The following is a 26,628-nucleotide window of genomic DNA, read 5'->3' on the forward strand; positions in this document are numbered from 1 at the left end:
GGCCTAAGTGGCCACTGCTGCCACGTTGCCGGCTGCTCAGATCGTGGCGCCGTTCGCCGCGCGCACCGCGCGTCTGAACGCGCCGGCAAAGAACAGCACCTGGTACTTCACCGCGTTCGACCAGTACTTCCACGTGTGGCCGCCGGGCCGCTCCGCGTAATCGTGCGGCACGCCGAGTTCGACGAGCCGTTCGTGCAGCAGGCGGTTCGACTGCACCAGCGAGTCGTTGACCCCGCAATCGATCGTCAGCGCAATATGTTCGCGGCCGAAATCCTGTGCGTCCGCGACGATCGCTTCGCTGCTCCAGAAGTCGGCATCGCGTGACGGATCGCCGAATACCTGCTCGATGCCCGGCTCGTCCTCGCTGCCGCGCGGATCCACCGCGCCGCTGATACTGCCCGCCGCGCCGAATACGTCGGGCCGGTCGAGCGCGATTCGCAACGCGCCGAAGCCGCCCATGCTCAAGCCCGTAATCGCGCGTGCGCGCTTCGTTGCGATCGTGCGGAAATGCTGATCGATATAGGCGACCACTTCGGTGCCGACATAGGTTTCGTAGCGGCTGCTCGGATCGACGGGACTGTCGATATACCAGCTCTCATGGCCGCCGTCAGGCATTACCAGAATCATGTGATAGCGGTCCGCGAGCTTGCCGATATTCGAGTTCGTGGTCCAGTCGGTATAGTCGCCGCCCGAGCCATGCAACACGTAGACGACCGGAAAGCGCGCAGCCGTATTGCCGCGCATGTATTGATCGGGCAGCACGACGGTCGCATCGAACGAGCGATTCATCGCCGCGCTCGGAATCGTGACGACGCGTGACTGAAACGCCCACGCCGGTGACGCGATGAGCATCAGAATGAGCCAGAACGCACGAACTGGATTCATGGTGGGTCGCTCTCCCGCTTCTCTTCCGCCGGCCTGTGGTTGGTTGCGCCGTCAGCCATCCGAATGAAAACGCTATCGCGTGCATCACGCAAATCTTCGTCGACGACTCTACCAACAGCCACTTACAACCAAATTTCAGCGAAGCATACGATCCGTCAGGCTCCAGCCATCGAACGACAATCGACGCGCGGATAGCGGCCTACGCCGCTATCCATCCAGTTATGCGTCGGACATCAACGCCGCTTCGGGCGCCTTGACTTCGTCGGCATGCTGGATGTGCGCGGCAAAGCCTGCCTGCCCCGGCGCAAAATCGTCCCGCAATGTGAGCGCGGGAATCGCATAGGCGCCGCCGTTCTGCGGCCGGAACGCGATCGGCGCGGTGGTCCATAGATCATCGAGACGCTGCCCGAGTGCGTCGCGTGTGGCGGCGTATTTCGCATCGTCGACCCGGCTCGTCCGATAGACGACGAACGGCGGCACGACGTCGAAGCCCGGGTAATAGAGAATGCCGTGCTGGATCGGAAACAGCACGTCGTCGATCGGCCCGTTGATACCGCGCGCGCTGTAGTGCGATTCCCACCCGCCCGTCGTGACGACCAGCATCGCGCGTTTGCCGGCAAAACGCCCTTCGCCATAACGTTCGCCCCAGCGCGCATCGGAATGCTCGCCGACCCCGTACGCGAGACCATACGCATAGACGCGCTCCACCCAGCCCTTCAGGATCGCGGGCATCGAAAACCACCACAACGGAAACTGCAGGATCACCGCATCCGCCCAGATCAGCTTCTGCTGCTCGCGCGCGATGTCTTCGCTTTGCAGGCCGTTCTCGAATGCATGCCGCGATTCGAGCGACGGAAAAAAGCGCTCGCTGCCGTGGCGCTCGACGGTGTCGTTTGCATCGAGCGAGGCCTTCCAGTTCATTGCGTACAGATCGGAAACCTGCACCGTATGTCCGGCGCGTTCGAGATGCTGGACGGTGAAATCCTTTAAGGACCCGTTCAAGGATTTGGGTTCGGGGTGCGCATAGACAATCAGGACGTTCATGACGATACCTTCGTGGCTGAAAGCAACCACGATAGGTGTCGCCGAGGTATAGTGGAAATGAATTCCCAATATGTCAGGTATTACGATGGTTAATCTCAGAAGATTGGACCTCAACCTGCTCGTCACGCTCGACGTGCTGCTCGCCGAGCACAACGTGACGCGCGCCGCCGAGCGGCTGAACTTTTCGCAGCCGTCGGTCAGCGTGCATCTGGCGAAGTTGCGCGACGTGTTCGGCGATCCGCTACTGCTGCCGGGACCGCGCGGCATGCGGCCCACCGCGAAGGCCGAGACGTTGCGCGAGCCGCTGCGTGAAGCGCTCGAAGCACTGGAGCGCGCGGTCGCGCCCACGAGTCCGTTCGATCCGGCCGCGGCATCGCACACGTGGCGCATTGCCGCGACCGACTACGCGGAATCGACGATCATCCTGCCGATGCTGGCAGGCTTGCGCGCGACGGCACCAGGCACGCGTGTCGCGATCGTCGAAGCAGTTCCGCCGCGCCTCGCGCGGCAGGCCGAACAGGGCGAGATCGACATCGGCTTTCATACCAGCGAAGGCGCGCCCGAGGGTTTGCGGCGCCGCGTGCTGTTCGCCGAACGCTATGTGCTGGTGGGCCGCGCCGGTCACCCGAAGCTGAAGCGCCGGCCGACGCTCGCGCAGTTCTGCAAGCTCGAACACGTGATCGTGTCGCCGGATGGCGGCGGCTTCGTCGGCGTGACCGACGAAACGCTCGCGCAAGCGGGACTGACGCGCAAAGTCGTGCTGTCCGTGCCGCACTTTCTGTTCATGCAATCGGTGCTCGCGAACACCGACCTCGTCGGCATGTTGCCGGCGCGCCTCGTGCGCGGCTCGAACGCACTGCGGATGGTCGAACCGCCGGTCGACGTGCCGGGCTACGAAATGGCGATGCTGTGGCATGAGCGCGTGCATCGCGACCCCGCGCATCAATGGTTGCGGGAGTTCATTGCGGCTTCGGTGTAGATGGCGCGGTGTTTTGCAGCGTAATTTGCACCGCGCCTGCCATCACGTTTTCAGTGCTGGTGATCGCCGCCACTCTTACCGATCGCATCCAGTTCGCCGAGCACGTCATCGCTCAGCTTCAGTTGCGCCGCCTGCAGATTTTCACGCAGATGCCCGACCGACGAAGTACCCGGAATCAACAGAATATTCGGCGCCCGATGCAGCAGCCACGCGAGCGCGAGTTGCATCGGCGTTGCGCCGAGCTTCGCCGCGAGGTCAGACAGCGCGCCCGATTGAATCGGCGTAAAGCCGCCGAGCGGAAAGAACGGCACGTACGCGATGCCCTGCTTCGCGAGACTGTCGATCAACGCATCGTCTTCGCGGTGCACGAGGTTGTAATGGTTCTGTATGCACACGATCTTCGCGATGCGCTGCGCCTCGGCGAGCTGCGTGGCCGTCACGTTGCTCAGGCCGATATGACGCACGAGCCCGCGCTGCTGCAGTTCGGCCAACGCGCTGACCTGCTTTTCGATCGAGCCTTCGCTCGGCGCATGCACATTGCCCATCACGCGCATATTGACCACCGCGAGCGAATCCAGCCCGAGGTTGCGCAGATTGTCGTGCACCGCACGTTCGAGGTCGGCCGGCTCCTGCGCCGGCACCCATGCGCCGGCGTTGTCGCGCACCGCGCCGACCTTGGTGACGATCGTCAGATCGTCCGGGTACGGATGCAACGCTTCGCGGATCAACTGGTTGGTCACGTGCGGCCCGTAAAAATCGCTGGTATCGATGTGATCGACGCCCGACGCAATCGCTTCGCGCAACACCGCAAGCGCCGCGTCGCGATCTTTCGGCGGCCCGAACACGCCGGGGCCGGCCAGTTGCATCGCGCCATAGCCCATGCGCTTCACCGGGCGGCCGGCGAGTTGAAAGGTATCCGCGGTACTGAAGTTCGACATGACTTTCTCCGTGAGAAGGGATGTGCGGCAGTATGGCCGGATTGCGTTGTTGAATAAACAGGTCTAACGTGCACGGGTTGTTTAAAAAAATGCACAGTCGACATGGAACTGAATGATCTCGCCGCCTTCGTTTCGGTCGCCCGCGCGGGCGGCTTTCGCGACGCCGCGCGCGTCGCCGGCGTGTCCGCGTCGAGTCTGAGCGTTGCCGTGCGCCGGCTCGAAACGAAGCTCGGCCTGCGGCTGCTGAACCGCACCACGCGCAGCGTCGCGCCGACCGAGGCGGGCCTGCGTCTGATCGAGAAACTGACGCCGCTGTTCGGCGAAATGGAAGCGGCGCTCGATGTGCTCAACGGCTTTCGCGACAAGCCGACCGGCACGCTGAAGCTGAACGTGCCGTCGAGCGCCGCGCGCATCGTGCTGCCCGACGTGGTCGCGCGCTTTCTGAAGCAGTACCCGGATATCCGCGTCGAAGTGGTGGTGGAAGACGGTTTCGTCGATCTGCTATCGATCGGCTGCGATGCGGGCATCCGTTATGACGAGCGCCTCGAACAGGACATGATCGCGGTGCCGATCGGCGCGCGCGTGCAACGTTTCGCGACCGCCGCGTCGCCCGCCTATCTCGATGCGCACGGGCGCCCCGAGCATCCCAGCGAACTGTTGTCGCACGCGTGTCTGCGCGGGCAGTTCGCGAGCGGCGCGACGCCGACCTGGTACTTCGAGCGCGACGGCGAACTGCTGCAACTGAACCCGACCGGGCCGCTGCTGGTGCGGCCCGGCGCCGCGATCGATCTCGCGATCAGCTGCGCGGCCGCGGGCGTCGGCATCATTCATCTGTTTGAAGACATGCTGCGTCCGCAGCTCGACAGCGGCGCGCTCGAACCGATTCTCGAACCCTGGTGGCAGCGCTTTTCCGGGCCGTTTCTGTACTACCCGGGACACCGCCACGTCCCCGCGCCGCTGCGCGCGTTCGTCGATTTCCTGAAGACCGATTCACAGGCTTCCTGACGAATGGCGCGATCTGGCTCAGTGTTCCGGCCCGCATAACCGCGCAATCGTCGTCAGGAACAGATCCGCGCCGGTCGGCTTGAGCAAGCAGACATTCCATGGCTTCGATGCGATATTGGCCGGCGGCACGGCGGTGTGCAGCAGAATCGGCACGTTGACGAGTTGCGGCATCGACTTCAGCCGGCGGCAGAATTCGGCGCCGTCCATGATCGGCATCATCCAGTCCGTGACGATCAGATCGGGAACGTGCGCGGCCACGCACGCGAGCGCTTCGACACCGTTGCGCGCGCAACACACGTCATACCCTTCGCTTTCGAGAATCAGGCGCCAGGCGGCCAGAATTTCCGGTTCGTCGTCGACCAGCAGGATTGAACGCATCATTTTTCGCGGACCGAATGCGCAGTTTGTCTGATCAGAGTGCGCAAGACGTATTCCACGCGCATCAATTACGCGGATAATGTGCGGCATCGCCCGAACCTGTTGATCCGCTCGCCCGTCGGGCGGCGAAACGAGGGCCGTAGCGCCGCGAAGTCGATGTGACAGACCCGGCGCGTGCGTCCGTCCGTTGTAGAAACTTCTTCATTGCCGGATTCATCATGACCGACACACGCGTAAGCCCGCTGCGCGGCTTCGCCAGCTTCGTCAGAGCAGAGCAGGACCGCCTGACGAACCAGTGGATGCACGCCGTCGCCATCGACGCCGATCTCGTCGAAGCGGACAAGCTGACTTACCAACAACTCGCCGACCATCTGCCGGAAATTCTCGAAGGACTGTGCGCGGCGCTCGACATGGAAGATCTCGAATACGTCGAAACGTCGATCGAGCGCAACGCGAGAAAGCACGGCGAGGTCCGCTGGCGCCAGGGCTACCGGATCGAAGAACTGGTGCGCGAGCTGGATCTGTTCCAGCAGGTGCTCGCCGACGCGCTCGAGGAATTCGCCGGGCGGGAAAGCCGATTCACGCGCCGCCATGAAAGCCGCGCGCGGCGGCTGATTGCCGAAGCATTCAGCGTGGTCACGTTTGCGTCGATCAAGGAAGTGGTCAGCGAACGGGATCGCAAGATCGATGAATACACCGGCCAACTCGAGCGCGCGAATCACGCATTGACGGTGCAACAGCATCTGGTCGGCGAGCTGCACGAATCGCGGATGCAAATCACGCGCAGCGTCGTGCACGATCTGCGCAATTTCCTCAACGCTTTTTCGATCGCTTTGCAATTGATCGCGCGTGCGCCGTCCAAAGCGGAAACCGCGTTGACGCTCGCGAACCGCCAGGCCGCCGATATGAAGCAGCTTGTCGACCAGATGGTCGAATACTCGGTCGTGCTCGGTGACGCCGCGCCGCTCGAGCTCGAATCCGTCGATTTGCGCGAACTCTACGACGAACTCGTTGCGTCGACGCAGCCATCGATCGAGGCCAAGGGGCTGACGTTGCGTACCGCGTTCGACGCGGCGTTGCCGGCCGTTACGTCCAATCGGCTGAAGCTCAAGCAGATCGCGGTCAATCTGCTGTCCAATGCAATCAAGTACACGAAGTCGGGACAGGTCGAACTGCAGTTCATGCTGCGTGATGCCGGGCATTGGGCGATCCGCGTGTCCGATACCGGCGTCGGCATTGCGCCGGCGGACGCGGATCGCGTGTTCGATGAATTCGAACGTGCGGCCGGCGACGATATCCCGGGCACGGGGCTCGGCCTTGCGATCGTCAGGGAGCTATGCCGCGTGCTGGGCGGGCGCATTGACTTTACGTCAAGCGAGGGCGTGGGCACGACGTTCGAGATCCGGTTTCCAGTACAGACCTCTTCAATCGCATGATCCGTATCCAGACCGCCCGTTTCCCCGCACAAATCGATATCGTCCGAACCATCTTCCGTGAATACGCGGAGAGCCTGGGCATCGATCTCGGCTTCCAGCAATTCGACGATGAACTCGCCGGTCTGCCCGGCAAATTCGCCGCGCCGCAAGGCTGCGTGCTGCTCGCGAGTAACGACGATGGCGAGGTCGTCGGCTGCGTCGCGATGCGTCCGATAGACGAAACGATCTGCGAAATGAAGCGGCTTTATGTGCGCCCGGCCGGACGTGGTCTGCATGCGGGCCGGCAGCTCGCGACACGGATCTGCGAGGCGGCAAAACAGGCCGGCTACCAGCGCATGCGCCTCGACACGCTGCCGACCATGCACGCGGCACTGGCACTGTATGCGTCGCTCGGTTTCGAACCGATCGACGCTTACGTGTTCAATCCGATCCCCGGCGCGATTTTTCTCGAGTGCGATCTGACGCGGCAGCGCGAGCCGGCGGCGTAGTCACGCCTTAGTTACGCCTTAGTTACGCGTTAGTCGCCCGTTACTCACCGCGACACCGGGCCGCCACGAGCGACCGGCAGGCATTCACTCATCGCGCCGCCCTGCTCGCTCAAGCCACGCACGACCACCTCCGACGATTTACCGTCACGCCGCGCGAGTTCGGCAAGATCGAGCAAGGCCGCGTAGCGCGCGGAACAGTCGCGCGGTGTTGCACTCGTGTGATTCGTGTCGTGCAGGCCGCCATCCGCAGCGACGAATGCGTTGATCGCCAGCAGTGTCGCGATGACGATCGCCGCGAATACGGCGGCTTTGCAGACTGCGCGCCGTGGCGACGTTTCGAGCGGTGTGCGAAGCGCCACGCTATGCCGCGGTGCTGGCGTCGTGGCACTGCTTGCGTCACACCGGCGCGCACCAAGCACACGACGCAAGCGCAACGATTCGACGCAGCTTCTGATACGCATCGCCGCGCTCATCATCAGGCCCAGTGCGCCGGCACCCAGACGCGGCCAACCCAATGGCCCGGCACCCACACGGCCGGCCGCGGCGCGACATACACGGGGCGCGGTGCGACGTACACAGCAGGCGGCGGCGCATAGACGACCGGCGGCGGAACGTAGGCCGGCACCGGCGCCACAACCACCGCGGGCTTCGGCGGCACATACACGACCGGCGGCGGCACCACCACCGGCGCCGGCGCGACCACGACCGGCTTCGGTGCGACGACGACCGTCGTGCCGGTCGTCGTGCCACCCGCCACCACGACGCCGCCAGTAACAACCGTGCCGCTCGACGTCACCGTGTTGCCATGCGTGCCGGTGACGCTCGTCGATGTCGTCACGACGCCCGGTGCAACGCGCGTCGCCGTACCCGAGTGATAGACGCTGCCGTTATCGGGACCCGTCACGGTGCCCGAGCGCGAGCAGGTCGAGCCCGCGCAATTCGTCGACGCCGAATGGTTGTACGTGTTGCCGTTCGACCCCGTCACCGTGCCCGACGACGAATACTGACCCGGCGCGGTGCGCGTCACGTCGCCCGACGTGGTCGCCGTCTTGCCGTCCGGGCCGGTCAGCGTGCCGGTGTGCGAACAGGTGCCGCCCGCGCAGCTGGTGTCGCCCGAATGCTGCACCGTGTTGCCGTAGCGGCCGGTCGCGGTGCCCGAGTTCGAAAACTGGCCCGGCGCGGTACGCGTGACCGTGCCGGTGTTGCTCGCGAAGCCGCCGTAGGGGCCGGCGACGCCGCCCGTATGCGAGCAGCTGCCGCCGCCGCACGAGCCGTAGTGCGCGCCGTTATAGGTGCCGCGCGACGTGTACGCGGTGCCATGGCTCGACCACGCGAACGCCGATGCGCTGCCGAGTGCGAGCACGGCGGCGGCCGCGCCGAGTACGAGTTTGCGCAACGCGCCGCGCGCGCTGCAAAGGTCAGACGATGCTGCAACAGGAGCGGCGCCAGCCACATTGGCCTCGGCCTTCACGGAACCTGCGAATGAACGATTTTTCACGGTATGTCCTTGCTGGATTCGGGCCACTCGGGTCACTGCTGCGTGGCGACGAACGGACTATAGAAGGACCTGCCGGGCAAATCATCCGGGAAGATATGTCGCGCTATGTCATCGGGACGGAGGCCCGCTGGAGGGTTGCGGGACAAGGGTTTGCGGGCGTCGGGCGAGTACCGCGACATATTTCGACATAGTTTGCCGAGGGTGGACGGAGGCGAAATGACACAAATGCGGGGGACGCAAATGCGGAGATGAAAGCGTGAAGATGCAAACGCGGGCGCCGCTGCAGCGCCGCCCGCGGCTCGTCGCTTTCGTCAGATGTTCACTGCCCCGCCGGTGTCACCTGCACCGCCGCGGCCGACACGAACACCGCGTGCACGGTATCGCCGACCTTCACGTCGCTCAGATCGATGTCGGGCGCCGCCTGGAACGTTTGGGTCTGGTACGCGCCGCGCAATGTCACGAGGCGCTGCTTGCGATCGATCTTCAGCACGGTCGCGAGCACTTCAGTCTGACGCGCCGATTCGTAGCCGCCGGAAGCCGGCGTGTACGACTGTTTGTCGATCCGCTCGCGAATGCCCTTGCCGCTGACCTTCTCGGCCTTCGTCAGCAGCGCATTCTTGTAGAGCACATCGACACGATCGCCGACCTTCAACTGATCGAAGCCGGCGACCTGCTGGCTCACCAGCACGACCGCGACATTGCCGTGCTCGCCCTTTAATGTGAGCGAGCGGTTGCCTGGATCGATGCCGACGATTTCCGCCTTCATATGCACGGGCTGTACCGCGCCGAGCACCGCTTGCGCGGTACTCGCCATGTCATCCTGCGCGCGCGCCGGCTGGGTTGCGGTCATCGCCGCGATCATCAGCGCTGCGCCAATCGTCGCTGTCTTCATTTGCGTTCTCCTTGAGAAAGTATTCAAGCCGGCGTCGGCCCTCTCACTGCGCATTCGCTTCGCGCGGCGCACTGTTCGTGCCCGACGCGATGAATGCCCGCATCTTCAGAACAACTACTTCAAATGGTATGACGCGAATGATTGTACTCGTGCGAGGAATGCGGCTAGTCCGCTTTCGCGAGGCGAAAAAAAGCCCCACCGCCGAAGCGATGGGGCTCTGTTCTGGATGAAGCTCTCGAAACGCGGCGATGCACAGTACACGCGTCGAACCGCGTGCCGCGCCTGCCGCGCTAAAACGATTACACGCGCTCGATCGCGATCGCGATGCCCTGGCCGACGCCGATACACATCGTGCACAGCGCGAAACGGCCTTGCGTGCGCTGCAGCTGATACGTCGCGGTCGTCACCAGACGCGCGCCGCTCATACCGAGCGGGTGGCCGAGCGCAATCGCGCCGCCGTTCGGGTTCACGCGAGGATCGTCGTCGGCGACGCCGAGCGCGCGCAGCACCGCGATGCCCTGCGACGCGAACGCTTCATTCAGCTCGATCACGTCGAACTGATCGATCGTCATGCCCAGACGCGCGAGCAGCTTCTGCGTGGCGGGTGCCGGTCCGATGCCCATCACGCGCGGCTCGACACCGGCGGTAGCGACGCCCAGCACGCGGGCGCGCGGCACGAGGCCGAAGCGCTTCGCGGTTTCTTCGTTCGCGAGCAGCAGCGCGGCCGCGCCGTCGTTCACGCCCGATGCGTTACCGGCCGTGACCGTACCATCCGGACGCACGACGCCCTTCAGCTTCGCGAGCGCTTCGAGGCTGGTCTCGCGCGGATGCTCGTCCTGCGACACCGTGATCGGATCGCCCTTCTTCTGCGCGATCGTCACGCCGACGATTTCCTGCGCGAGCGTGCCGTCACGCTGCGCGCGCGCGGCCTTCTGCTGGCTGCGCAGCGCGAACGCATCCTGATCGGCGCGGCTGATGTTGTAGTCCGTTGCGACGTTCTCGCCGGTCTCCGGCATCGAGTCGACGCCGTACAGCTTCTTCATCAGCGGATTGACGAAACGCCAGCCGATCGTCGTGTCGTAGATCTCAGCCTGACGCGAGAACGCGCTGGTCGCCTTGCCCGTCACGAACGGCGCGCGGCTCATGCTTTCGACACCGCCCGCGACCATCAGCGCGGCCTCGCCCGACTTGATCGCGCGCGCCGCGATACCGATCGCGTCCATGCCCGAGCCGCACAGACGGTTCACGGTCGAGCCCGGCACGTCCTTCGGCAAACCCGACAGCAGCAGCGACATGCGCGCGACGTTGCGGTTGTCTTCGCCAGCCTGGTTCGCGCAGCCGTAGATCACGTCGTCTATCGCGCTCCAGTCGACGTTCGGGTTGCGCTCCATCAGCGCCTTCAGCGGCACCGCGCCGAGGTCGTCGGCGCGCACCGACGACAGCGAACCCGCATAGCGGCCAATGGGGGTGCGAATCGCGTCGCACAGGAATGCTTCGGTCATGAGATGCCTCCAGTTGAGATGCTGCGTGCGCCGCGCCGCTGCCGCCTTGCCGCGATCACGCGGATGCGATGCGCTGACGCATCGCCCGGCGGGCGGGTGCCAATGCACCAGGCGGCGGCACGGCGGCCGTCGCGTCAAAGCAGCTTAGCGCAGGTCGTGAACGATGGGCTCGCAAAGCCAATGATCGCGGTATTTGCGTTTCCTCAGCGAGCTCAAAAGTTCTTTACACGAACACTAGGTCATATATCGAACAAAACAGGCTCGATAATGGCGCGTGCGCGGAAGCATGTCAAGCACGGCCGGACCGATGCGACCCGATACCAGGGAATACGCGCAGCTTCGTGCAACGGACTTCAGCGCACCGCGATCCCCTCATCCTCGATATAGGCGCGGATCACATCCGCGAAGCTGCGCTCGCCGGTGAGCCCCAGCCGCTCGGCGCGCGACGTATCCCACGCACCCGGCCAGCTGCCGACGATCTTCTCGATGCGTTCATCCGGCTGCCGCGCGATGCGGCTCACCACCGCATCGCCCGCCACCTCGCGCAGCGCCGCGATCATCTCGTCGACACTGACCGAAATGCCCGGCAGATTCACCACGCGTTGCCGGCCGAGCGCGGCGCCGTCGAGTTCGAGCCCGGCGATCAGACTTTCAATCGCCTTGCGCGGCGACAGCAGCCACAAGCGCGTGGCCCCCGCGACCGGACATACCGCCTCTTCGCCATTCAGCGGCTCGCGAATGATGCCGCTCGCGAACGACGAAGCCGCCGCATTCGGCCGCCCCGGCCGCACGCTGATCGTCGGCAGCCGCAGCACGCGGCCGTCGACGAAACCGCGTCGCGAATAGTCGTTGAGCAGCAATTCGGCGATCGCCTTCTGCGCGCCATACGACGATTGCGGATTGAGCGCGGTATCGTCCTGCACGACGTCGGGCAGATCGCCGCCATACACCGCGACCGAACTCGTGAACACGACACGCGGCCGGTGCCCACGCTGTCGGCAGATTTCGAGCAGCAGGCGCGATGCATCGAGATTGATGCGCATGCCGAGATCGAAATCCGCCTCGGCCTGGCCACTGACGATCGCGGCCAGATGGAAAATCGCCGCAGTGTCGTCGGCGATCGCGCGTTCAAGCACGCTGCGCTCGGCAATATCGCCGACTTCGGTGCGCACGCGCGAGTCGCCGAAATCGTTGGCGCGCACGACGTCGAGCAACACCAGTTCGGAGATCGCTTGCGGCGCGCCATGTGGGTCTTTCAGCGAACCGCGCGCGAGCAGTTCGCGAGCAAGACGCTGGCCGAGAAAACCCGCGCCGCCGGTGATCAGTACTTTCATGGTTGCGTGTCCGTGATGGTTGAGGGTGGTGTGCGACGTTCAGTTCGCCGCGTCCAGATAAGGACGGATCCAGCCGAGCCCGGCCGAAGTCCCCGCGCGCGGCCGGTATTCGCAGCCGATATAGCCGTCGTAGCCGAGCGAATCGATCAGTTCGAACAGATACGGATAATTCAATTCGCCGATATCCGGCTCGTGCCGCTCCGGCACACCGGCAATCTGTATATGGCCGATGCCCGGCATATCGCGCCGCAGTTTCATCGCGAGATCGCCCTCGACGATCTGGCAGTGATAGCAGTCGAACTGCACCTGCAGATTCGGCGCGCCGACTTCCGCGCGGATCGCCTGCGCGTCGTCCTGACGATTGAGGAAATAGCCGGGAATATCGCGCGTATTGATCGGCTCGATGACCACGGTGATCTGTTCGGCTTGCGCCGCCTGCGCGGCATACGCGAGATTCTTCAGATAGACGTCGCGGTGTTTGTCGCGCGATTGATCGGCGGCAATCAGGCCCGCCATCACATGCAGCTTGCGATTGCCGAGCACGCGCGCGTAGTCGAGCGCCGTATCGACGCTACGCTTGAATTCGTCTTCGCGGCCGGGCAACGAAGCAAGCCCGCGCTCGCCTCGACTCCACTCGCCCGGCGGCGCATTGAAAAGCGCCTGCGTAAGCGCGTTTGCGTCGAGCCGCGCTTTCAATTCGTCTGCGCGAAACTCGTACGGAAACAGGAATTCGATCGCCTTGAAGCCGTCGCGCGCGGCTGCGGCGAAGCGATCGAGGAACGCGTGCTCGGTGTACATCATCGACAGATTGGCAGCGAAGCGAGGCATAGCGGCAACTCCTTGAAAAGCGGGTGATAGGCGTGCGGCAGCGCGGCTGCTACCAGCGAGTGTTAGGCGTGCGGCAGCGCAGCCGCTACCAGCGCGCGCCGAACGCGGCGCGCAGTTCTTCGATAGCGGATTCATCGAGCGGCGCGGGCCGCGGATTCGTCATCAGCCATAACCGCGCGGTTTCCTCGAGTTCCTCCAACGCGTACGACGCCTGCGCGACCGAGCGCTCCCACACCACCGGCCCCAGACGTTCGAGCAACACCGCGCGCACCTGGTCGGCAAGCGTCGCAATCTGCGCCGCCACTTGCGGATCGCCGGGCCGTCGGTAGCGAATCAGCGGCACGTGGCCCACTTTCATCACGTAGTACGGCGTCAGCGGCGGCAATACATCGGTCTCGCTCCACACACCGGCGAGCGTCAACGCAACCAGATGCGTCGAGTGCGTATGGACGATCCCGCGTGCGTCGCCATTGCGTTCATAGATACCGCGATGCAGCGCGAGCGTTTTCGATGGCCTCGCGCCCGACACCGCACGGCCATCGCTATCGACCTTCGCGATATCGGCGGGGTCGAGCCGGCCGAGGCATGCGTCGGTCGGCGTGATCAGCCAGCCGTCGTCGAGCCGCGCGCTGATGTTGCCGGCTGTACCGACCGTATAGCGACGTTGATAGAGGCTCGCGCCGACCGTGCAAATTTCCTCGCGCACACGTGTTTCAGATGAAAGATGGAGTGCGGGGGCGTCGCTCATCGTGCGTCTCCTTCAAGATGACGCAGTGCTTTTTCGAAGAAATCGGTCGTGCCGAAATTGCCGGACTTCAATGCGAGCGCAAGCGGTTCCGCGCCGGTCGTCGCGGTTGCCGGCACGCCCGGATCGATCTGCGCGCCGATACGCAGCGTGCGCACGTCGAGTGCCTGCACGACCGCGCCCGAGGTCTCGCCGCCCGCCACCACGAACTTGCGCACGCCACGCTCGCGCAGCCCGCGCGCGATCGATGCCAGCGTCGCCTCGACCAGCTGCCCAGCCTTGTCGACGCCGAGTTCGCGCTGCACAGCCTTTACTTCATCGGGCGATGCGGTCGCATAGATCAGCACCGGCTCCGCGCGATCGAGACTCGTCTGCGCAAACGCGAGCGCCTGATCGACGACGGGCTCGCCGCGCGCAGCCGCGAGCGGATCGACGCGAAACGCCGGCCGCGTCGCGCACCATGCGGCGACCTGCGCGTTGGTCGCTTTCGACGCGCTGCCCGCGAGCACCGCGGACAAGCCCTCGACGCGCGGCAATTGCGCGGCATCGCCGCGCTCGCCGAGCACACCGGCGCGCCGGAAGTTGGCCGGCAAGCCGAGCGCGATGCCGGAGCCGCCGGTGATCAATGCAAGTTCCGCGCATGCGCTGCCGAGCGTGTGCAAGTCGGCATCGGACACCGCATCGGCGATCGCAATGCGCACGCCGTCCGCACGCAACGCATCGAACGCGGCCTGCACGGCCGGCGCGCCTTGCGCAAGCGTGTCGTAACGCACGAGCCCGACTTTCGATGCGGTCTGCCGTTGCAGCACCCGCACGAGGTTCGCGTCGCGCATCGGCGTGAGCGGATGATTCTCCATGCCCGATTCGTTGAGCAGCGTATCGCCGACAAACAGATGGCCGCGAAAGATCGTGCGGCCGTTCTCGGGAAACGCCGGACACGCAATCGTGAACGATGCGTGCTCGGCAAACTCAGCGGACAGTGCGTTCAGCAACGCATCGGTCACGGGGCCGATATTGCCCGCATCGGTCGAATCGAAGGTCGAGCAGTACTTGAAGAAGAACTGCCGGCATCCTTGCGCGCGCAGCCAGTCGAGCGCGGCCAGCGATTGAGCGACTGCATCGGCGGCGACGATCGTGCGCGACTTCAGCGCGACCACCAGTGCATCGGCCTGGACCGTTTCATTCGACGCTGGCACGCCGATCGTCTGTACCGTGCGCATGCCGCCGCGCACGAGCATATTGGCGAGGTCGGTGGCCCCGGTGAAATCGTCGGCGATGCAGCCGAGCAGCGCGCCGTTCGTGCCGGCCTTCGTGCCGGCCTTCGTGCCAGCCGATTGTGTGCTTACCGTCATCACAGATGCTCCCGCTTATTTCGACGCCGGCAGTTCGATGCCGGGGAAAATCTTCACGACGGCCGAGTCGTCTTCGCCGCCGTGGCCTGCCGTCGACGCCATCATGAACATCTGATGCGCGGCCGCCGAAAGCGGCAGCGGAAATTTCGTGCGGCGCGCGGTGTCGAGCACGAGGCCGAGATCCTTGACGAAGATATCGACGGCGGACAGCGGCGTGTAGTCGCCCGCCAGAATGTGCGGCACGCGGTTCTCGAACATCCACGAATTGCCCGCGCTGTGCGTGATCACGTCGTATAGCGCAGCGGGGTCGACGCCTTCGCGCAAGCCGAGCGCCATCGCCTCGGCGGCCGCCGCGATATGCACGCCCGCCAGCAACTGATTGATGATCTTGACCTTCGAGCCCACGCCATGCGCGGTACCGAGCCGATACACGTTGGCGGCGATCGCGACGAGCACATCCTCGCAAGCGGCATAGGCCGCCGCCGGACCCGAGGTCATCATCGTCATCTGGCCCGACGCGGCGCGCGCCGCGCCGCCGGACACCGGCGCATCGAGCATCTGCAAACCGGCCGCTTCGACGCGTTTGCCCAGATCGATCGCGAACTCCGGCGCGACCGTTGCACTCGCAATTACCACGCTGCCCGGCTTCATCGCCGCAAGCGCGCCGTGTTCGCCGAACAGCACAGCTTCGGTTTGCGCGGCATTCACGACCAGCGTGATGACGACCTCGCACTGTGCACCCAGCTCGGCGGGATTCGCGCAGCCCACGCCGCCCTCGCCGACGAATGCCTGCAGCACGTCGTCGCGCAGATCGCACGCGTGAACCCGAAAGCCCGCGCGCAACAGCGAGCGCGCGACGCCGAGCCCCATGGCTCCCAGCCCGATGACACCGACATTTCTCGACATACATGACCTCGATCAAGTGTGCTGCGTTCGTCGTGTTCGGCGGGTGGCATGGCCCGCCGGTTCAACTTTGCGCGTAAGTCAAATCAGGCGATGCCCGCTTCGGCGAGCCGCCGCGCCGCGTTGTACAGATGCGTCTGCGCGGCGTCGCGCGCCGCGGTCGAATCGCCCGCGCGAATCGCCGCGGCAATCGCCGCATGCTCGTCGCGCACCTGGCGCGAAAAATCCTCGCGCAGCGCCTCGTTGCGGCGCGTAACGACCGTGCCCGCCTCCAGGTACTGATTGAGGAACGTCAGCGTCTTCAGAAAATAAGGATTACCGGTAGCCGCCGCGATGGCGCGATGAAACGCGACGTCTTGCGCGACGCCGTCATCGCCGTCGGCCACGGCCCGATCGATGTCGGCAAGCGCGGCGTCGATCGCCGTCATGTCGGCGGCGCTGCGGCGTAGCGCGGCTTCGGCGGCGACCTCGGCTTCGATCGCGCGGCGCAGCGCGAGAATCTGCACGACCGCGCCCGGCTCGATCGCCTCCGCGTAGTCGATCCGCAGCGGCCGGATCGCGCCGTGCCCCGCGACGAACACGCCGCTGCCCTGGCGCGGCTCGACCACGCCCTCGTTCTTCAGCCGCGAGATCGCCTCGCGGATCACCGTGCGGCTCACGCCGAACTGCTCCGCGAGCACCGCTTCGGTGGGCAGCTTGCCGCCGCGCGCAAACGTGCCCTTGTCGATCTGCTTGAGCAATTGCTGCGCAACGGTGTCGCTCAGCGCGCGCGCTGGAATCTTTTCGAACATGGCGATAGACGGCATCAGGCCGATTCAACTAGTCGGGTTATCGGGTCATCATACAAATTTGAGATAAGAATCGCATCCGCGCAAACCCTGGGATTTTTAAGCGGCCGTACATCATTTGGCGAAACGGAAGGCTTAAGCTATCGTCTCGCCTTTGCGCCACGTGCATCGCGAGGCAACGCGTCAACCAGCGCGAGCGTCGTGTGCATTCCTTCGAACGCATCCTTCAAGGTCCATGAGCAAAGCCCTGCCGCCGTCTTCCGCGCCGTCTTCCGCTGTGCCCGCCAACGCCGAATCGGCCGCGGAGAAACCGGGCGACTCATACGTGCAGTCGTTCGCGCGCGGCCTCGCGGTGATCCGCGCGTTCGATGCGACGCGCCCCGAGCAGACGCTCACCGACGTCGCCGCCGCGACCGGCCTCACACGCGCGGGAGCGCGCCGGATTCTGCTGACATTGCAGACGCTCGGCTACGTGGAAGCGGAAGGACGCCTGTTCCGTCTGACACCGAAGATTCTCGACCTCGGCTTTGCGTATCTGACTTCGATGCCGTTCTGGAATCTCGCGGAGCCGGTGATGGAAAGCCTGTCGGCACAAGTGCACGAAAGCTGCTCGGCGGCCGTGCTCGACCGCACCGAGATCGTCTACGTGCTGCGCGTGCCGACGCACAAGATCATGACGATCAATCTGTCGATCGGCAGCCGTCTGCCCGCGTATTGCACGTCGATGGGCCGCGTGCTGCTCGCCGCGCTCGACGACGAAGCGCTCGACGCGACGCTGAATCTGTCGCCGCTTCACGCGCACACGCCGCGCACTGTCACCGACAAGGAAGAGTTGAAGAAGCTGATCGCTCAGGTGCGCCGCCAGGGGTGGGCAATCGTCGATCAGGAACTGGAGGGCGGGTTGATTTCGCTATCCGCGCCGATCCGCAATCGCCAGGGGCGCGTGATCGCCGCGATGAACATCAGCGGCAACGCGCAGCGCAATTCGGCGAAGCAGATGGTGAAGGCGTTTCTGGATCCGCTGCAGGAAGCCGCGCAGACCGTCTCGGAGATGGTCGCGCGGCGCGGGTGACGCGGTGCAGGTGATGTAGCGCGCCTTATTGCGCCAGATACCGCTCCACCAGACGAGCCCAGAACGCCGCGCCGATCGGCAGGCTGTGGTCGTTGAAGTCGTAGTGCGGGTTGTGCACCATGCAGCCATCTTCACCGACGCCGTTGCCGATACGCAGGAATGTGCCCGGCCGCTTCTGCAGCATGAACGCGAAGTCTTCGCTGCCCATCAGGATGCCGGTCTGCTCGACCACCTTGGCGTCGCCGACCAGTTCGCGCGCAACCTGCACCGCGAAATCGGTCTCCGCGTCGCTATTAATCACGACCGGATAGCCTTCGATGTACTCGACGTGCGCCTTGCCGCCATAACTCGCGGCCTGCGATTCAGCCAGTTCGGTGATGCGCTTTTTCAGCAGCGCGCGCACTTCCGGGCTGAACGAACGCACGCTCAACTCCAGCTTCGCGCTACTTGAAATCACGTTGTTCGCGGTGCCCGCGTGCATCGAGCCGACCGTTACGACCGCCGGCTGCGACGGATCGACATTGCGCGCGACGATCGTCTGCAGCGCCATCACGATGCTGGCTGCCACCACCACCGGATCGACGGTCAGATGCGGACGCGCCGCATGGCCGCCGACGCCTTCGATCGTGATGATCGCCTTGTCGCCCGCCGACATGAACGGCCCCTTGCGAAACAGCAGCACGCCCGGTTCCGCGCCCGGATGATTGTGCAAACCGAATACGGCATCGCACGGGAAGCGTTCGAACAGGCCGTCGTTGATCATTTTCATCGCGCCGCTGTCGATGCCGCTTTCCTCGGCCGGCTGGAAATACAGATGCACGGTGCCTGAGAAATTGCGCGTTTCGGCAAGCCGTTGCGCGGCACCGAGCAGAATCGTCGTGTGGCCGTCATGGCCGCATGCGTGCATCTTGCCGTGCGTGCCGCTCGCATATGGCAGGCCGGTTTGCTCGATGATCGGCAGCGCATCCATGTCCGCGCGAATGCCGATGCTGCGCTTGCCGTCGCCCACCTTCAGCGTGCCGACCACACCGGTCTTGCCGACGCCGCGCGTAACCTGCCAGCCCCAGCTCTCCAGCTTGTCCGCGACCAGCGCGGCGGTTTGCACCTCTTCGTAAGCGAGTTCGGGATGGTGGTGAATGTGATGGCGAATCTCGCGCAGGCTCGCGGCGGCGGGTTCCAGATCGGACACTTCGGTCAGACGCGGGGTCTCGTTCATTTGTTTTGTTGCTCCAGGTTCAGAGGCCGGCAAGCGGGCGGCGAAAAAAAACGGCGAAAAAGGTATCGAACAGCCTCGCACTATAGCCACGCCGTCAGGTTCGAATAAGATGCTATTTTTTTCACCCTGATTAACAGGCTTTATATACGGGGTTTCCCTTATGAAGCTGCAACAGTTGCAAGCCTTCGTCGCCGCCGCGCATCACCGCAGTCTGCGGGCCGCCGCGCGCGAACTGGGCGTGACGCAGCCGGCCGTCACTCATACGATTCGTGAGCTCGAAAGCGCGCTGAATGCGGAACTGATGGTGCGCAGCGTGCGCGGCATCGAACTGACCGCATGCGGCCTCGCGCTGCTGCCGCGCGCCGAGCAGTTGCTGGGCGACATGCGCCGCACCGTCGAAGCCGTCGAACAGGTGAAGGGCGAACTGGCCGGCAAGGTCAGCGTCGGCACGATGCCGTCGCTCGCGCTGACCGTATTGCCGCATGCGGTATCGAACTTTCGCAACAAGATGCCGCTCGTGAATCTGCATCTGGAAGAAGTGACGGTGCCCGATGCGCTCGCGCGTCTGCGCAACGGCACGCTCGATCTCGCGGCGATCCATCACGTGCAGGCTCTGGATGCGGACCTCGTGCAGGTGCCCCTCTACTCGACGCAATTCGTCGTGACGATGCGCGACGGCCATCCGCTCGCGAATGTCACGCGTTTGCATCAGTTGCTCGACGCCGAGTGGATCGTAACGGTCGGTGCCGATCATTTCCCACACAGCGTGATGATGGCGATGTTCAGCGCGCATGGCCTGCCGGTGCCGAAGCGGATGTTGCGCGCGCCATCATCGTTTGCGGTGACGCTCGGGCTCGTGTCGCAAACCGACGTGATCGGTTGCTTCACGCAGCCGCTTGCGCAGATGGTCGCGCCGCTCGGCATCCGCGTCGCGCAGATCGAAGACGCGATGCCGAATTACGATCTGAGCATCATCTCGCGACGCGACCTGCTGCCGACGCCGGCGGTGCAGCAGTTCGTCGCGTGTTTGCGGCAAGCGACGCGCGACAGGATGGGCAGTGTGCAATAACGCGTGTCGGACGGCTTGTTGTTAGCGCACGCTTTTGCGTGCCTGTCAGACGCTCACGGATTCCTTCAACGCGGCGATCAACGCGAGCCCCGCGTCTTCGAGCGCGCCGGAATTATCGATGGTCGTGCAACGCACGCTATCGGGCAACGAAAACGGCGCGCGCCGCGCAAGCCGTGCCGCGACCTGCTCCGCCGATTCGCGCGCCCGCGCGCCGAGCCGCGCTTCGAGAATATGCGCGGCGGCGTTCACATGAACCACTTCCGCCCGCGGATAACGCGCGAGCGCATGCTGCACATACTGCCGCGAACCATTGACAACCACCGTGCAACCGCGCGCAAGCCACGCATCGAGTTCGATGCCGATGCCGTAGCGCAGCGAATGACTCGACCATTCGAGCGCAAACAGTCCCTGCACCGAGCGCGCGGCGAATTCCTCGACGCTTAGCGCGACATGCGCCTCGCCATTGCCGCTCGGCCGCGTGATGTAGCGATGCGCGAAAACGATCGGCTCACCGACGAGCCGCTGACGCGCGAATTCGAGCAGCGAATCCTTGCCCGCGCCCGATGGCCCCATCACATAGATCAAACGCCCTGTCATTGTCAGTTCACCTCGTTGCGCTGTTGTCGTTGCGATCAATTGCGATCATTTGCGATCATGCGCGGGGCGCCGCACTGCCGAACGGCAGGCGCTCCCACAACACGAACGGCTCACCCGGCGCCGGTTCGACGAAGAGCGCGGCCCGATCGATCGCGAGCGGCCCGAGTTCGGTCGTGCGCTGCCGCCACCATGCGAGCAGCGTCGCGCGTTCGTTGGCATCGGCAAGCGAGTTGGACAGCGTCATATGAAAACGGAATTCGTCGAGCACGTACGGGTAACCCCATTGGAGCAGCAACGTACGTTGCCGTTCACTCAAGGGCGCGGCGAGCCGGCGTGCGAGATCGGCCGCCGATGGCTGCGCGCGCAACGTATCGAGCGATTGCAGCGCGCTCGCCGCGACTTCGCGCATACGCGCATCGCCATGCGCATCGGCGGGCCGCAACGCGACGAAATCGCCGAGCGTCGCGGCTTCGATCGGCAGCGCAAACGGCTGTTGCGTGAGCGCCCACGCACGCGCCACTTCGAGCACGTCTGCCTGCGTGATGCTGGCGTCGAGCCTGAACGGCGCAACCAGCGTGCCATGCCAGCCGTAGCGGCGCGGCGCATCGGTCAATGCCGCCAATGGACGCGTCAATCCCGGCAGTTGCGGTGGCACGCAATCCTTGCCGCTTTGCGCGTCGCGGCCGAGCCATGCGGAGCCTGCCTGCCACCACATCGATTCATGCGACGGCGCGTAGTAGACGGCAAAGCGCGCCTGTGCGTCCCACGCGCCGCTCACAGATCGTGCTCCACGAGCAGTTGCACACGATCCGCGGCGAAATGCGTGAAGCCGTATTTGACCGGAGTCCCCTGCATATCGACGTCGACGTTTTCGACCCACAGCACCGGCTGCTGACGATTGATGTTCAGGCGTCGCGCCACTTCGGGCTCGGGCAGCACGCTGCCGATACGGCTCCACTTGCGCAGATAATCGGTGACGCCGAATTCGGCCAGTGCTTTCGTCATGCCGCCGACCCGCTGCACCACGTCCGGCAAATCGGTGAAACGCATCGCCGGATACCAGCTGCGCGCAAATGTGAGCGGCACGCCGTCGGACTCGTTCAGCGATTCGATGCGATACACCGCGGTGCCGGCACGCAGCCCCAGCGCCTTCGCCACGCCCGGTTCGGCCTTCACGCGCGCGGCCGACAGCATCTTGCCGGCCGGCGCATGATGCTGCTGCCGCAGGTTTTCGGTGAAGCGCGTACGGCGGCCAATCGTATAGTCGATCGCACCGGGCTGCACGAACGTGCCGCGCCCCTGCTCGACGCTGACGAGACCGAGCGCGGCGAGGCCGAGCATCGCGCGGCGCACGGTATGGCGGTTGACGTCGAAGCGTTTGGCCAGTTCACCCTCGCTCGGCAGCCGGCCCTCGTCGCCGAAACCACTGGCCGCTATCTCGGCCGCGAGGATCTGTTCGATCTGCCGCCAGACGGCCACGCCCGCGCCGCGTTCGAGTGTCGTGGCCGGCGCCGCGCTGTCGTTCGATGTCATGGTGCTGTCATTCCCCCAGGTTCAAATGATCGCCATGAAGGCATTGTAGTGCGCAAGCCATGATGGAAATATGAAATGGCCGCCACACGCGGAATTGCGCGCAACACACGACTATAAACGTCTAGACGTTTAGATGAATAGATGGTTGAATGTCTACTCGCTGAATCGACAGGAATTCCGATGAGCGTCACCTCCCCCTCCTCTTCTTCCGCCGTGCCGTCATCGACCCGGCGCGCCTGGATGGCCGTGCTGGCCCGCACGCCGCGCGCCGACCTCGAAGCCGCGTTCGAGCATCTGTTACGCGACCTCCCCGCTCCCTCCTACGACTGGCTGCGCCCGCCTGAAATCGGTCTCGCGATGGTACGCGGGCGCATCGGCGGCAGCGGCGATCCGTTCAATCTCGGCGAAGCAACGGTCACGCGCGCGACGCTGCGCTTGCGTACCAACGATGGCGCGAATGCGACCGTCGGCGTCGCCTGTCATCTGGGCCGCGACCGCCGCCGCGCCGAACTGGCCGCGCTTGCCGACGCGTTGCTGCAAATGCCCGAGCATCACGATCGCTTGCATCGTCAGTTGATCGAGCCATTCGCCGCACGGCAGCAGGCACACCATGCGCAACAACGACAGGACGCGGCGTCGACGCGCGTCGAATTCTTTACGATGGTGCGAGGCGACTGATGGAAAGCGCACAGATTGCTTTATCGACGCTGACGCCGGGCTTCGCGGATCCGGTCCACGATACGCAGGCGGTCTTTCGCACGCTGCTCGATACGCTGTCGCGGCCGGGCACGATCGGCTTGATCGGCGACGTGCTGCCCGAGCCGCATCGCGCGCGCGCCGAACCCGCCGCGTTCGCGGCGCTGCTGACGCTCTGCGATTACGCGACGCCCGTCTGGCTCGCGCAACCCGACACCGCGCTCGCATCGGCGTTGCGCTTTCATACCGGCGCGCCCCTCGTCGATACACCGGCCAACGCCGCGTTTGCCTATCTGCACGATGCCGAAGCACTGCCGCCGCTGGAAAGCTTTGCGCCCGGCAGCGCCGAATCGCCCGAGCAGTCGGCCACGCTGCTGATCCGCGTCGATGCATTGACAGGCGGTGAACCGATCGCGCTGCGCGGCCCCGGCATCCGCGATACCGCGACGATTTCGCCAGTCGGCTTGCCCGCGCGATTCTGGCGCGAACGCGCGACGCTCGCGCCGCTGTTTCCATCCGGCATCGACTGTTATCTGGTTTGCGGTACGCGCCTGATCGGCTTGCCGCGCACAACTGAAGCAAAGGTGAACTGATGTACGTTGCAGTCAAAGGTGGAGAGCGCGCGATCGAAGCATCGTGGCGCCTGCTCGACAAGGCACGCCGCGGCGATACGCAAATCGCCGAACTCAGCGTCGCGCAGATTCGCGAGCAGTTGCGTCTCGCGGTCGCACGCGTGATGACCGAAGGCTCGATCTACGACGAAGAACTCGCCGCACTCGCGATCAAGCAGGCCGCCGGCGATCTGGTCGAAGCGATCTTTCTGCTGCGCGCATATCGCACCACGTTGCCACGCTTCGGCTATACGCGCGCCATCGACACCGAAACGATGCAGGTCGAGCGGCGCATTTCGGCAACCTTCAAGGACGTGCCGGGCGGTCAACTTCTGGGCGCGACCTACGATTACACGCAGCGTCTGCTCGATTTCGCGCTGCTTGCCGACGCTCAGCATGAAGCGACAGCGCTGTATGGCGATGCATCGACTCCGCGCGAAACACCCGCAACGGAGCCGATGCCGCGCGTCGTCTCGTTGCTCGACAAGGAAGGTCTGATCGAACAGGAACGTCCGACGCTCGATGGTACGGAGCCGGGCGATCTGTCGCGCGAACCGCTGGCCTTTCCGGCCAGCCGTGCGACGCGCTTGCAGAATCTCGCGCGCGGCGATGAAGGCTTTCTGCTCGCGATGGGTTACGCGACGCAACGCGGCTACGCGAATTCGCATCCGTTCGCGGGCGAGATCCGCTTCGGCACGATCGCGGTCGAGATGGATCTCGACGAACTCGATGGACCGGACCGCGCGGTCGATATCGGCGACATCGACATCACCGAATGCCAGATGATCAACCAGTTCGCGGGCAGCAGCACGGTAGCGCCGACCTTTACGCAAGGCTACGGCCTCGCGTTCGGCCACTCGGAGCGCAAGGCGATGGCGATGGCACTCGTCGATCGCGCGTTGCGCGCGGAAGAACTCGGCGAAACGCTGGCGTCGCCAACCCAGGACATCGAATTCATGCTGTCGCATAGCGATAACGTCGAAGCGTCGGGCTTCGTGCAGCATCTGAAATTGCCGCATTACGTCGACTTCCAGTCGGAGTTGGAACTGGTGCGGCGTCTGCGCGCGCAGCATCAATGCAACGACGAAGCCGGCGAGACCAGCGACAGGGAGCACGCAGCATGAACGCACCGGATACCGCTCTTTCTTCCGCCACGTACGACAGCGCCGCGCACGGCTACAACTTCGCGTATCTCGACGAGCAGACCAAGCGCATGCTGCGCCGCGCGCTGCTCAAGGCGGTGGCCGTGCCGGGCTACCAGGTCCCGTTCGCTTCGCGTGAAATGCCGCTGCCATTCGGCTGGGGCACCGGCGGCATCCAGGTGACGGCCGCGATCATCGGCAAACAGGACACGCTGAAGGTGATCGATCAAGGCTCCGACGAAACCACCAACGCGGTCAATATCCGCCGCTTCTTCGCGCGCACGACCGGCGTCGCGACCACGCGCCGCACGAGCGACGCGACGATCATCCAGACCCGTCACCGGATTCCCGAAACGCCGCTGACCGAGCAGCAGATTCTGGTCTATCAGGTGCCGATGCCGGAACCGCTGTACCGGCTCGAACCGCGCGTCACCGAATGCAAAAAGCTGCATGCGCTCGCCGACTATGGGCTCATCAGCGTGAAGCTTTACGAGGACATCGTGCATCACGGCAGCATCGCGACCACGTACGACTATCCGGTGATCGTCAACCATCGCTATCTGACGTCGCCGTCGCCGATCCCGAAGTTCGACAACCCGAAGATGCATATGAATGCCGCGCTGCAGCTGTTCGGCGCGGGCCGCGAACGCCGGATTCACGCGATTCCGCCGTACACCCATGTGCGCAGTCTCGACTTCGACGATCACCCGTTCGAAGTGCAGAAATGGCAGCACGCGTGCGCGCTGTGCGGATCGAAAGAGAGCTTTCTCGACGAGATGATCGTCGACGACGCGGGCACGCGCATGTTCGTCTGCTCGGATAGCGACTATTGCCACGAACGGCGCGATGGCGGTGAAATCGATAGCGCGACAGGCACCGAAGCGCAGCAGCCGCTGCCGCACCGCGCACGCGAAGGAGAATCCGTATGACGCCGCTGCTGAGCGCTCGCGCGCTCACCAAACAGTATGGCGGCCGCAACGGTTGCCGCAACGTCAGCTTCGATCTGTATCCGGGCGAGGTGCTGTGCATCGTCGGCGAATCGGGTTCGGGCAAGACCACGCTGCTCAACACGCTCGCGTTGAAGACCGAAGCCGATAGCGGCTCGCTGCATTACACCGCGTCGCACGGCGACGTGCTCGATCTGCGCGCGCTGTCCGAGCCGCGCCGCCGTCTGCTGATGCGCACCGAGTGGGGCTTCGTGCAGCAAAATCCACGCGATGGTTTGCGCATCGGCGTATCGGCCGGCGCGAATATCGGCGAGCCGCTGATGGCGGTCGGCGCACGCCACTATGGCGACATTCGCCGCACTGCGACGCAGTGGATGGAGCGCGTCGAGCTGGACCCTACCCGTATCGACGAATTTCCCACCGCGTTTTCGGGCGGCATGCAGCAGCGTTTGCAGATCGCGCGCAATCTCGTCACCGGTCCACGGCTCGTCTTTATGGACGAACCGACCGCCGGCCTCGACGTGTCGGTGCAGGCACGTCTGCTCGATCTGTTGCGCACGCTGAGTTCGACGCTGCATCTGTCGGTGCTGATCGTTACGCACGATATCGGCGTGGCGCGTCTGCTCGCGCATCGGTTGATGGTGATGCAAGCCGGCGAAGTCGTCGAAGCCGGCTTGACCGATCAGGTGCTCGACGATCCGCAGCATCCGTATACGCAAACGCTGGTTTCCTCGGTTCTGCCGGTTTGAG

At 64.6% G+C, this 26,628-nt stretch carries 29 protein-coding genes; 11 read left to right on the top strand and 18 right to left on the bottom strand.

The annotated features are described in order from the left end of the window. Positions 1-36 precede the first annotated feature (36 nt). On the bottom strand, positions 37-885 hold the full coding sequence (locus L0U82_RS27275) for an alpha/beta hydrolase (RefSeq protein WP_233835996.1): 849 nt from the start codon (positions 883-885) through the stop codon (positions 37-39). 219 nt (positions 886-1,104) lie between these two features. After that, positions 1,105-1,929: an NAD(P)H-dependent oxidoreductase gene (locus L0U82_RS27280; RefSeq protein ID WP_233835997.1), complete on the bottom strand. Its 825-nt coding sequence runs from the start codon at positions 1,927-1,929 to the stop codon at positions 1,105-1,107. Between the two features lie 70 nt (positions 1,930-1,999). Between L0U82_RS27280 and L0U82_RS27285 the strand changes: the two genes are divergently transcribed. Next, entirely contained in the window at positions 2,000-2,908 is a 909-nt protein-coding gene (locus tag L0U82_RS27285) for a LysR family transcriptional regulator (protein ID WP_233835998.1), read from the top strand. Positions 2,909-2,958: 50 nt separating this feature from the next. Here the strand turns inward: L0U82_RS27285 and L0U82_RS27290 are convergent, their stop codons facing one another. Then, the gene (locus L0U82_RS27290) at positions 2,959-3,846 is read right to left on the bottom strand and encodes an aldo/keto reductase family oxidoreductase (protein WP_233836000.1); all 888 of its coding nucleotides are present in this window, start codon (positions 3,844-3,846) and stop codon (positions 2,959-2,961) included. A gap of 102 nt (positions 3,847-3,948) precedes the next feature. On the opposite strand from L0U82_RS27290, the gene L0U82_RS27295 reads away from it, so the two are divergent. Further along, positions 3,949-4,851, top strand: a complete 903-nt coding sequence (locus L0U82_RS27295; protein WP_233836002.1) for a LysR family transcriptional regulator — start codon at positions 3,949-3,951, stop codon at positions 4,849-4,851. 18 nt (positions 4,852-4,869) lie between these two features. Here L0U82_RS27295 and L0U82_RS27300 read toward each other — a convergent pair whose 3' ends face one another. Then, on the bottom strand, positions 4,870-5,232 hold the full coding sequence (locus tag L0U82_RS27300) for a response regulator (protein WP_233836004.1): 363 nt from the start codon (positions 5,230-5,232) through the stop codon (positions 4,870-4,872). 215 nt (positions 5,233-5,447) lie between these two features. Between L0U82_RS27300 and L0U82_RS27305 the strand changes: the two genes are divergently transcribed. Both L0U82_RS27305 and L0U82_RS27310 read left to right on the top strand, forming a co-directional pair. Then, positions 5,448-6,665, top strand: a complete 1,218-nt coding sequence (locus L0U82_RS27305; protein WP_233836006.1) for a sensor histidine kinase — start codon at positions 5,448-5,450, stop codon at positions 6,663-6,665. Next, entirely contained in the window at positions 6,662-7,153 is a 492-nt protein-coding gene (locus L0U82_RS27310; RefSeq protein ID WP_233836008.1) for a GNAT family N-acetyltransferase, read from the top strand. The genes L0U82_RS27305 and L0U82_RS27310 overlap by 4 nt, the downstream gene beginning before the upstream one ends. A 44-nt stretch (positions 7,154-7,197) precedes the next feature. Here L0U82_RS27310 and L0U82_RS27315 read toward each other — a convergent pair whose 3' ends face one another. The 10 genes from L0U82_RS27315 to L0U82_RS27360 form a co-directional block, all read right to left on the bottom strand. Continuing rightward, positions 7,198-7,512, bottom strand: a complete 315-nt coding sequence (locus tag L0U82_RS27315; RefSeq protein ID WP_233836010.1) for a hypothetical protein — start codon at positions 7,510-7,512, stop codon at positions 7,198-7,200. A gap of 116 nt (positions 7,513-7,628) precedes the next feature. Then, positions 7,629-8,651 carry a hypothetical protein gene (locus L0U82_RS27320; RefSeq protein WP_442793669.1) on the bottom strand — a complete coding sequence of 341 codons (1,023 nt, stop codon included), beginning with the start codon at positions 8,649-8,651 and terminating at the stop codon, positions 7,629-7,631. Positions 8,652-8,970: 319 nt separating this feature from the next. After that, positions 8,971-9,543 carry a copper-binding protein gene (locus tag L0U82_RS27325; RefSeq protein ID WP_233836012.1) on the bottom strand — a complete coding sequence of 191 codons (573 nt, stop codon included), beginning with the start codon at positions 9,541-9,543 and terminating at the stop codon, positions 8,971-8,973. Between the two features lie 299 nt (positions 9,544-9,842). Continuing rightward, the gene (gene pcaF / locus L0U82_RS27330) at positions 9,843-11,045 is read right to left on the bottom strand and encodes a 3-oxoadipyl-CoA thiolase (RefSeq protein WP_233836014.1); all 1,203 of its coding nucleotides are present in this window, start codon (positions 11,043-11,045) and stop codon (positions 9,843-9,845) included. Positions 11,046-11,398: 353 nt separating this feature from the next. Continuing rightward, positions 11,399-12,379, bottom strand: coding sequence for a D-erythronate dehydrogenase (denD, locus tag L0U82_RS27335; protein WP_233836016.1), 981 nt, complete (start codon positions 12,377-12,379; stop codon positions 11,399-11,401). Positions 12,380-12,418: 39 nt separating this feature from the next. Beyond that, the gene (gene otnI / locus L0U82_RS27340; protein WP_233836018.1) at positions 12,419-13,207 is read right to left on the bottom strand and encodes a 2-oxo-tetronate isomerase; all 789 of its coding nucleotides are present in this window, start codon (positions 13,205-13,207) and stop codon (positions 12,419-12,421) included. 85 nt (positions 13,208-13,292) lie between these two features. Beyond that, on the bottom strand, positions 13,293-13,955 hold the full coding sequence (gene otnC, locus L0U82_RS27345; RefSeq protein ID WP_233836020.1) for a 3-oxo-tetronate 4-phosphate decarboxylase: 663 nt from the start codon (positions 13,953-13,955) through the stop codon (positions 13,293-13,295). Then, a complete protein-coding gene (gene otnK, locus L0U82_RS27350; RefSeq protein ID WP_233836021.1) occupies positions 13,952-15,304 on the bottom strand; it encodes a 3-oxo-tetronate kinase in 1,353 nt (450 codons plus the stop codon). The genes otnC and otnK overlap by 4 nt, the downstream gene beginning before the upstream one ends. Positions 15,305-15,319: 15 nt before the next feature. Next, entirely contained in the window at positions 15,320-16,210 is an 891-nt protein-coding gene (ltnD, locus tag L0U82_RS27355; protein WP_233836023.1) for an L-threonate dehydrogenase, read from the bottom strand. 83 nt (positions 16,211-16,293) lie between these two features. Continuing rightward, positions 16,294-16,998, bottom strand: a complete 705-nt coding sequence (locus L0U82_RS27360; RefSeq protein WP_233837519.1) for a FadR/GntR family transcriptional regulator — start codon at positions 16,996-16,998, stop codon at positions 16,294-16,296. A 232-nt stretch (positions 16,999-17,230) separates the two neighbouring features. Between L0U82_RS27360 and L0U82_RS27365 the strand changes: the two genes are divergently transcribed. Further along, positions 17,231-18,067 (top strand): IclR family transcriptional regulator, encoded by an 837-nt coding sequence (locus L0U82_RS27365; RefSeq protein ID WP_233836025.1) that lies wholly within the window; start codon positions 17,231-17,233, stop codon positions 18,065-18,067. 25 nt (positions 18,068-18,092) lie between these two features. On the opposite strand, the gene L0U82_RS27370 is transcribed toward L0U82_RS27365, so the two are convergent. Beyond that, positions 18,093-19,283: a M20 aminoacylase family protein gene (locus L0U82_RS27370; RefSeq protein ID WP_233836027.1), complete on the bottom strand. Its 1,191-nt coding sequence runs from the start codon at positions 19,281-19,283 to the stop codon at positions 18,093-18,095. 160 nt (positions 19,284-19,443) lie between these two features. Between L0U82_RS27370 and L0U82_RS27375 the strand changes: the two genes are divergently transcribed. Then, entirely contained in the window at positions 19,444-20,352 is a 909-nt protein-coding gene (locus L0U82_RS27375) for a LysR family transcriptional regulator (protein WP_233836029.1), read from the top strand. 45 nt (positions 20,353-20,397) lie between these two features. Here the strand turns inward: L0U82_RS27375 and phnN are convergent, their stop codons facing one another. From phnN to phnF, 3 genes are read right to left on the bottom strand one after another with little or no spacing between them, the layout of a single operon-like run. After that, positions 20,398-20,949: a phosphonate metabolism protein/1,5-bisphosphokinase (PRPP-forming) PhnN gene (phnN, locus tag L0U82_RS27380; protein WP_233836031.1), complete on the bottom strand. Its 552-nt coding sequence runs from the start codon at positions 20,947-20,949 to the stop codon at positions 20,398-20,400. 55 nt (positions 20,950-21,004) lie between these two features. Continuing rightward, positions 21,005-21,727 carry a DUF1045 domain-containing protein gene (locus L0U82_RS27385; protein ID WP_233836033.1) on the bottom strand — a complete coding sequence of 241 codons (723 nt, stop codon included), beginning with the start codon at positions 21,725-21,727 and terminating at the stop codon, positions 21,005-21,007. Further along, a complete protein-coding gene (phnF, locus tag L0U82_RS27390) occupies positions 21,724-22,482 on the bottom strand; it encodes a phosphonate metabolism transcriptional regulator PhnF (RefSeq protein ID WP_233836035.1) in 759 nt (252 codons plus the stop codon). The genes L0U82_RS27385 and phnF overlap by 4 nt, the downstream gene beginning before the upstream one ends. A 180-nt stretch (positions 22,483-22,662) precedes the next feature. Here phnF and phnG point away from each other — a divergent pair, with 180 nt between their 5' ends. Genes phnG through phnK form a run of 5 tightly spaced genes read left to right on the top strand, consistent with a single transcriptional unit; the run spans position 22,663 to position 26,627 of the window. Then, on the top strand, positions 22,663-23,160 hold the full coding sequence (gene phnG, locus L0U82_RS27395; RefSeq protein ID WP_233836037.1) for a phosphonate C-P lyase system protein PhnG: 498 nt from the start codon (positions 22,663-22,665) through the stop codon (positions 23,158-23,160). Further along, positions 23,160-23,771 carry a phosphonate C-P lyase system protein PhnH gene (gene phnH / locus L0U82_RS27400; protein ID WP_233836039.1) on the top strand — a complete coding sequence of 204 codons (612 nt, stop codon included), beginning with the start codon at positions 23,160-23,162 and terminating at the stop codon, positions 23,769-23,771. Before phnG ends, phnH begins: the two co-directional genes overlap by 1 nt. Further along, positions 23,771-24,913: a carbon-phosphorus lyase complex subunit PhnI gene (locus L0U82_RS27405; protein WP_233836041.1), complete on the top strand. Its 1,143-nt coding sequence runs from the start codon at positions 23,771-23,773 to the stop codon at positions 24,911-24,913. Before phnH ends, L0U82_RS27405 begins: the two co-directional genes overlap by 1 nt. After that, complete coding sequence (locus tag L0U82_RS27410) at positions 24,910-25,860, top strand: alpha-D-ribose 1-methylphosphonate 5-phosphate C-P-lyase PhnJ (RefSeq protein ID WP_233836043.1); 951 nt, start codon at positions 24,910-24,912, stop codon at positions 25,858-25,860. The genes L0U82_RS27405 and L0U82_RS27410 overlap by 4 nt, the downstream gene beginning before the upstream one ends. After that, the gene (gene phnK, locus L0U82_RS27415) at positions 25,857-26,627 is read left to right on the top strand and encodes a phosphonate C-P lyase system protein PhnK (protein ID WP_233836045.1); all 771 of its coding nucleotides are present in this window, start codon (positions 25,857-25,859) and stop codon (positions 26,625-26,627) included. The genes L0U82_RS27410 and phnK overlap by 4 nt, the downstream gene beginning before the upstream one ends. Position 26,628 lies beyond the last annotated feature (1 nt).

The organism is Paraburkholderia sp. ZP32-5, assembly GCF_021390495.1.
Taxonomy (GTDB): Bacteria; Pseudomonadota; Gammaproteobacteria; order Burkholderiales; family Burkholderiaceae; genus Paraburkholderia.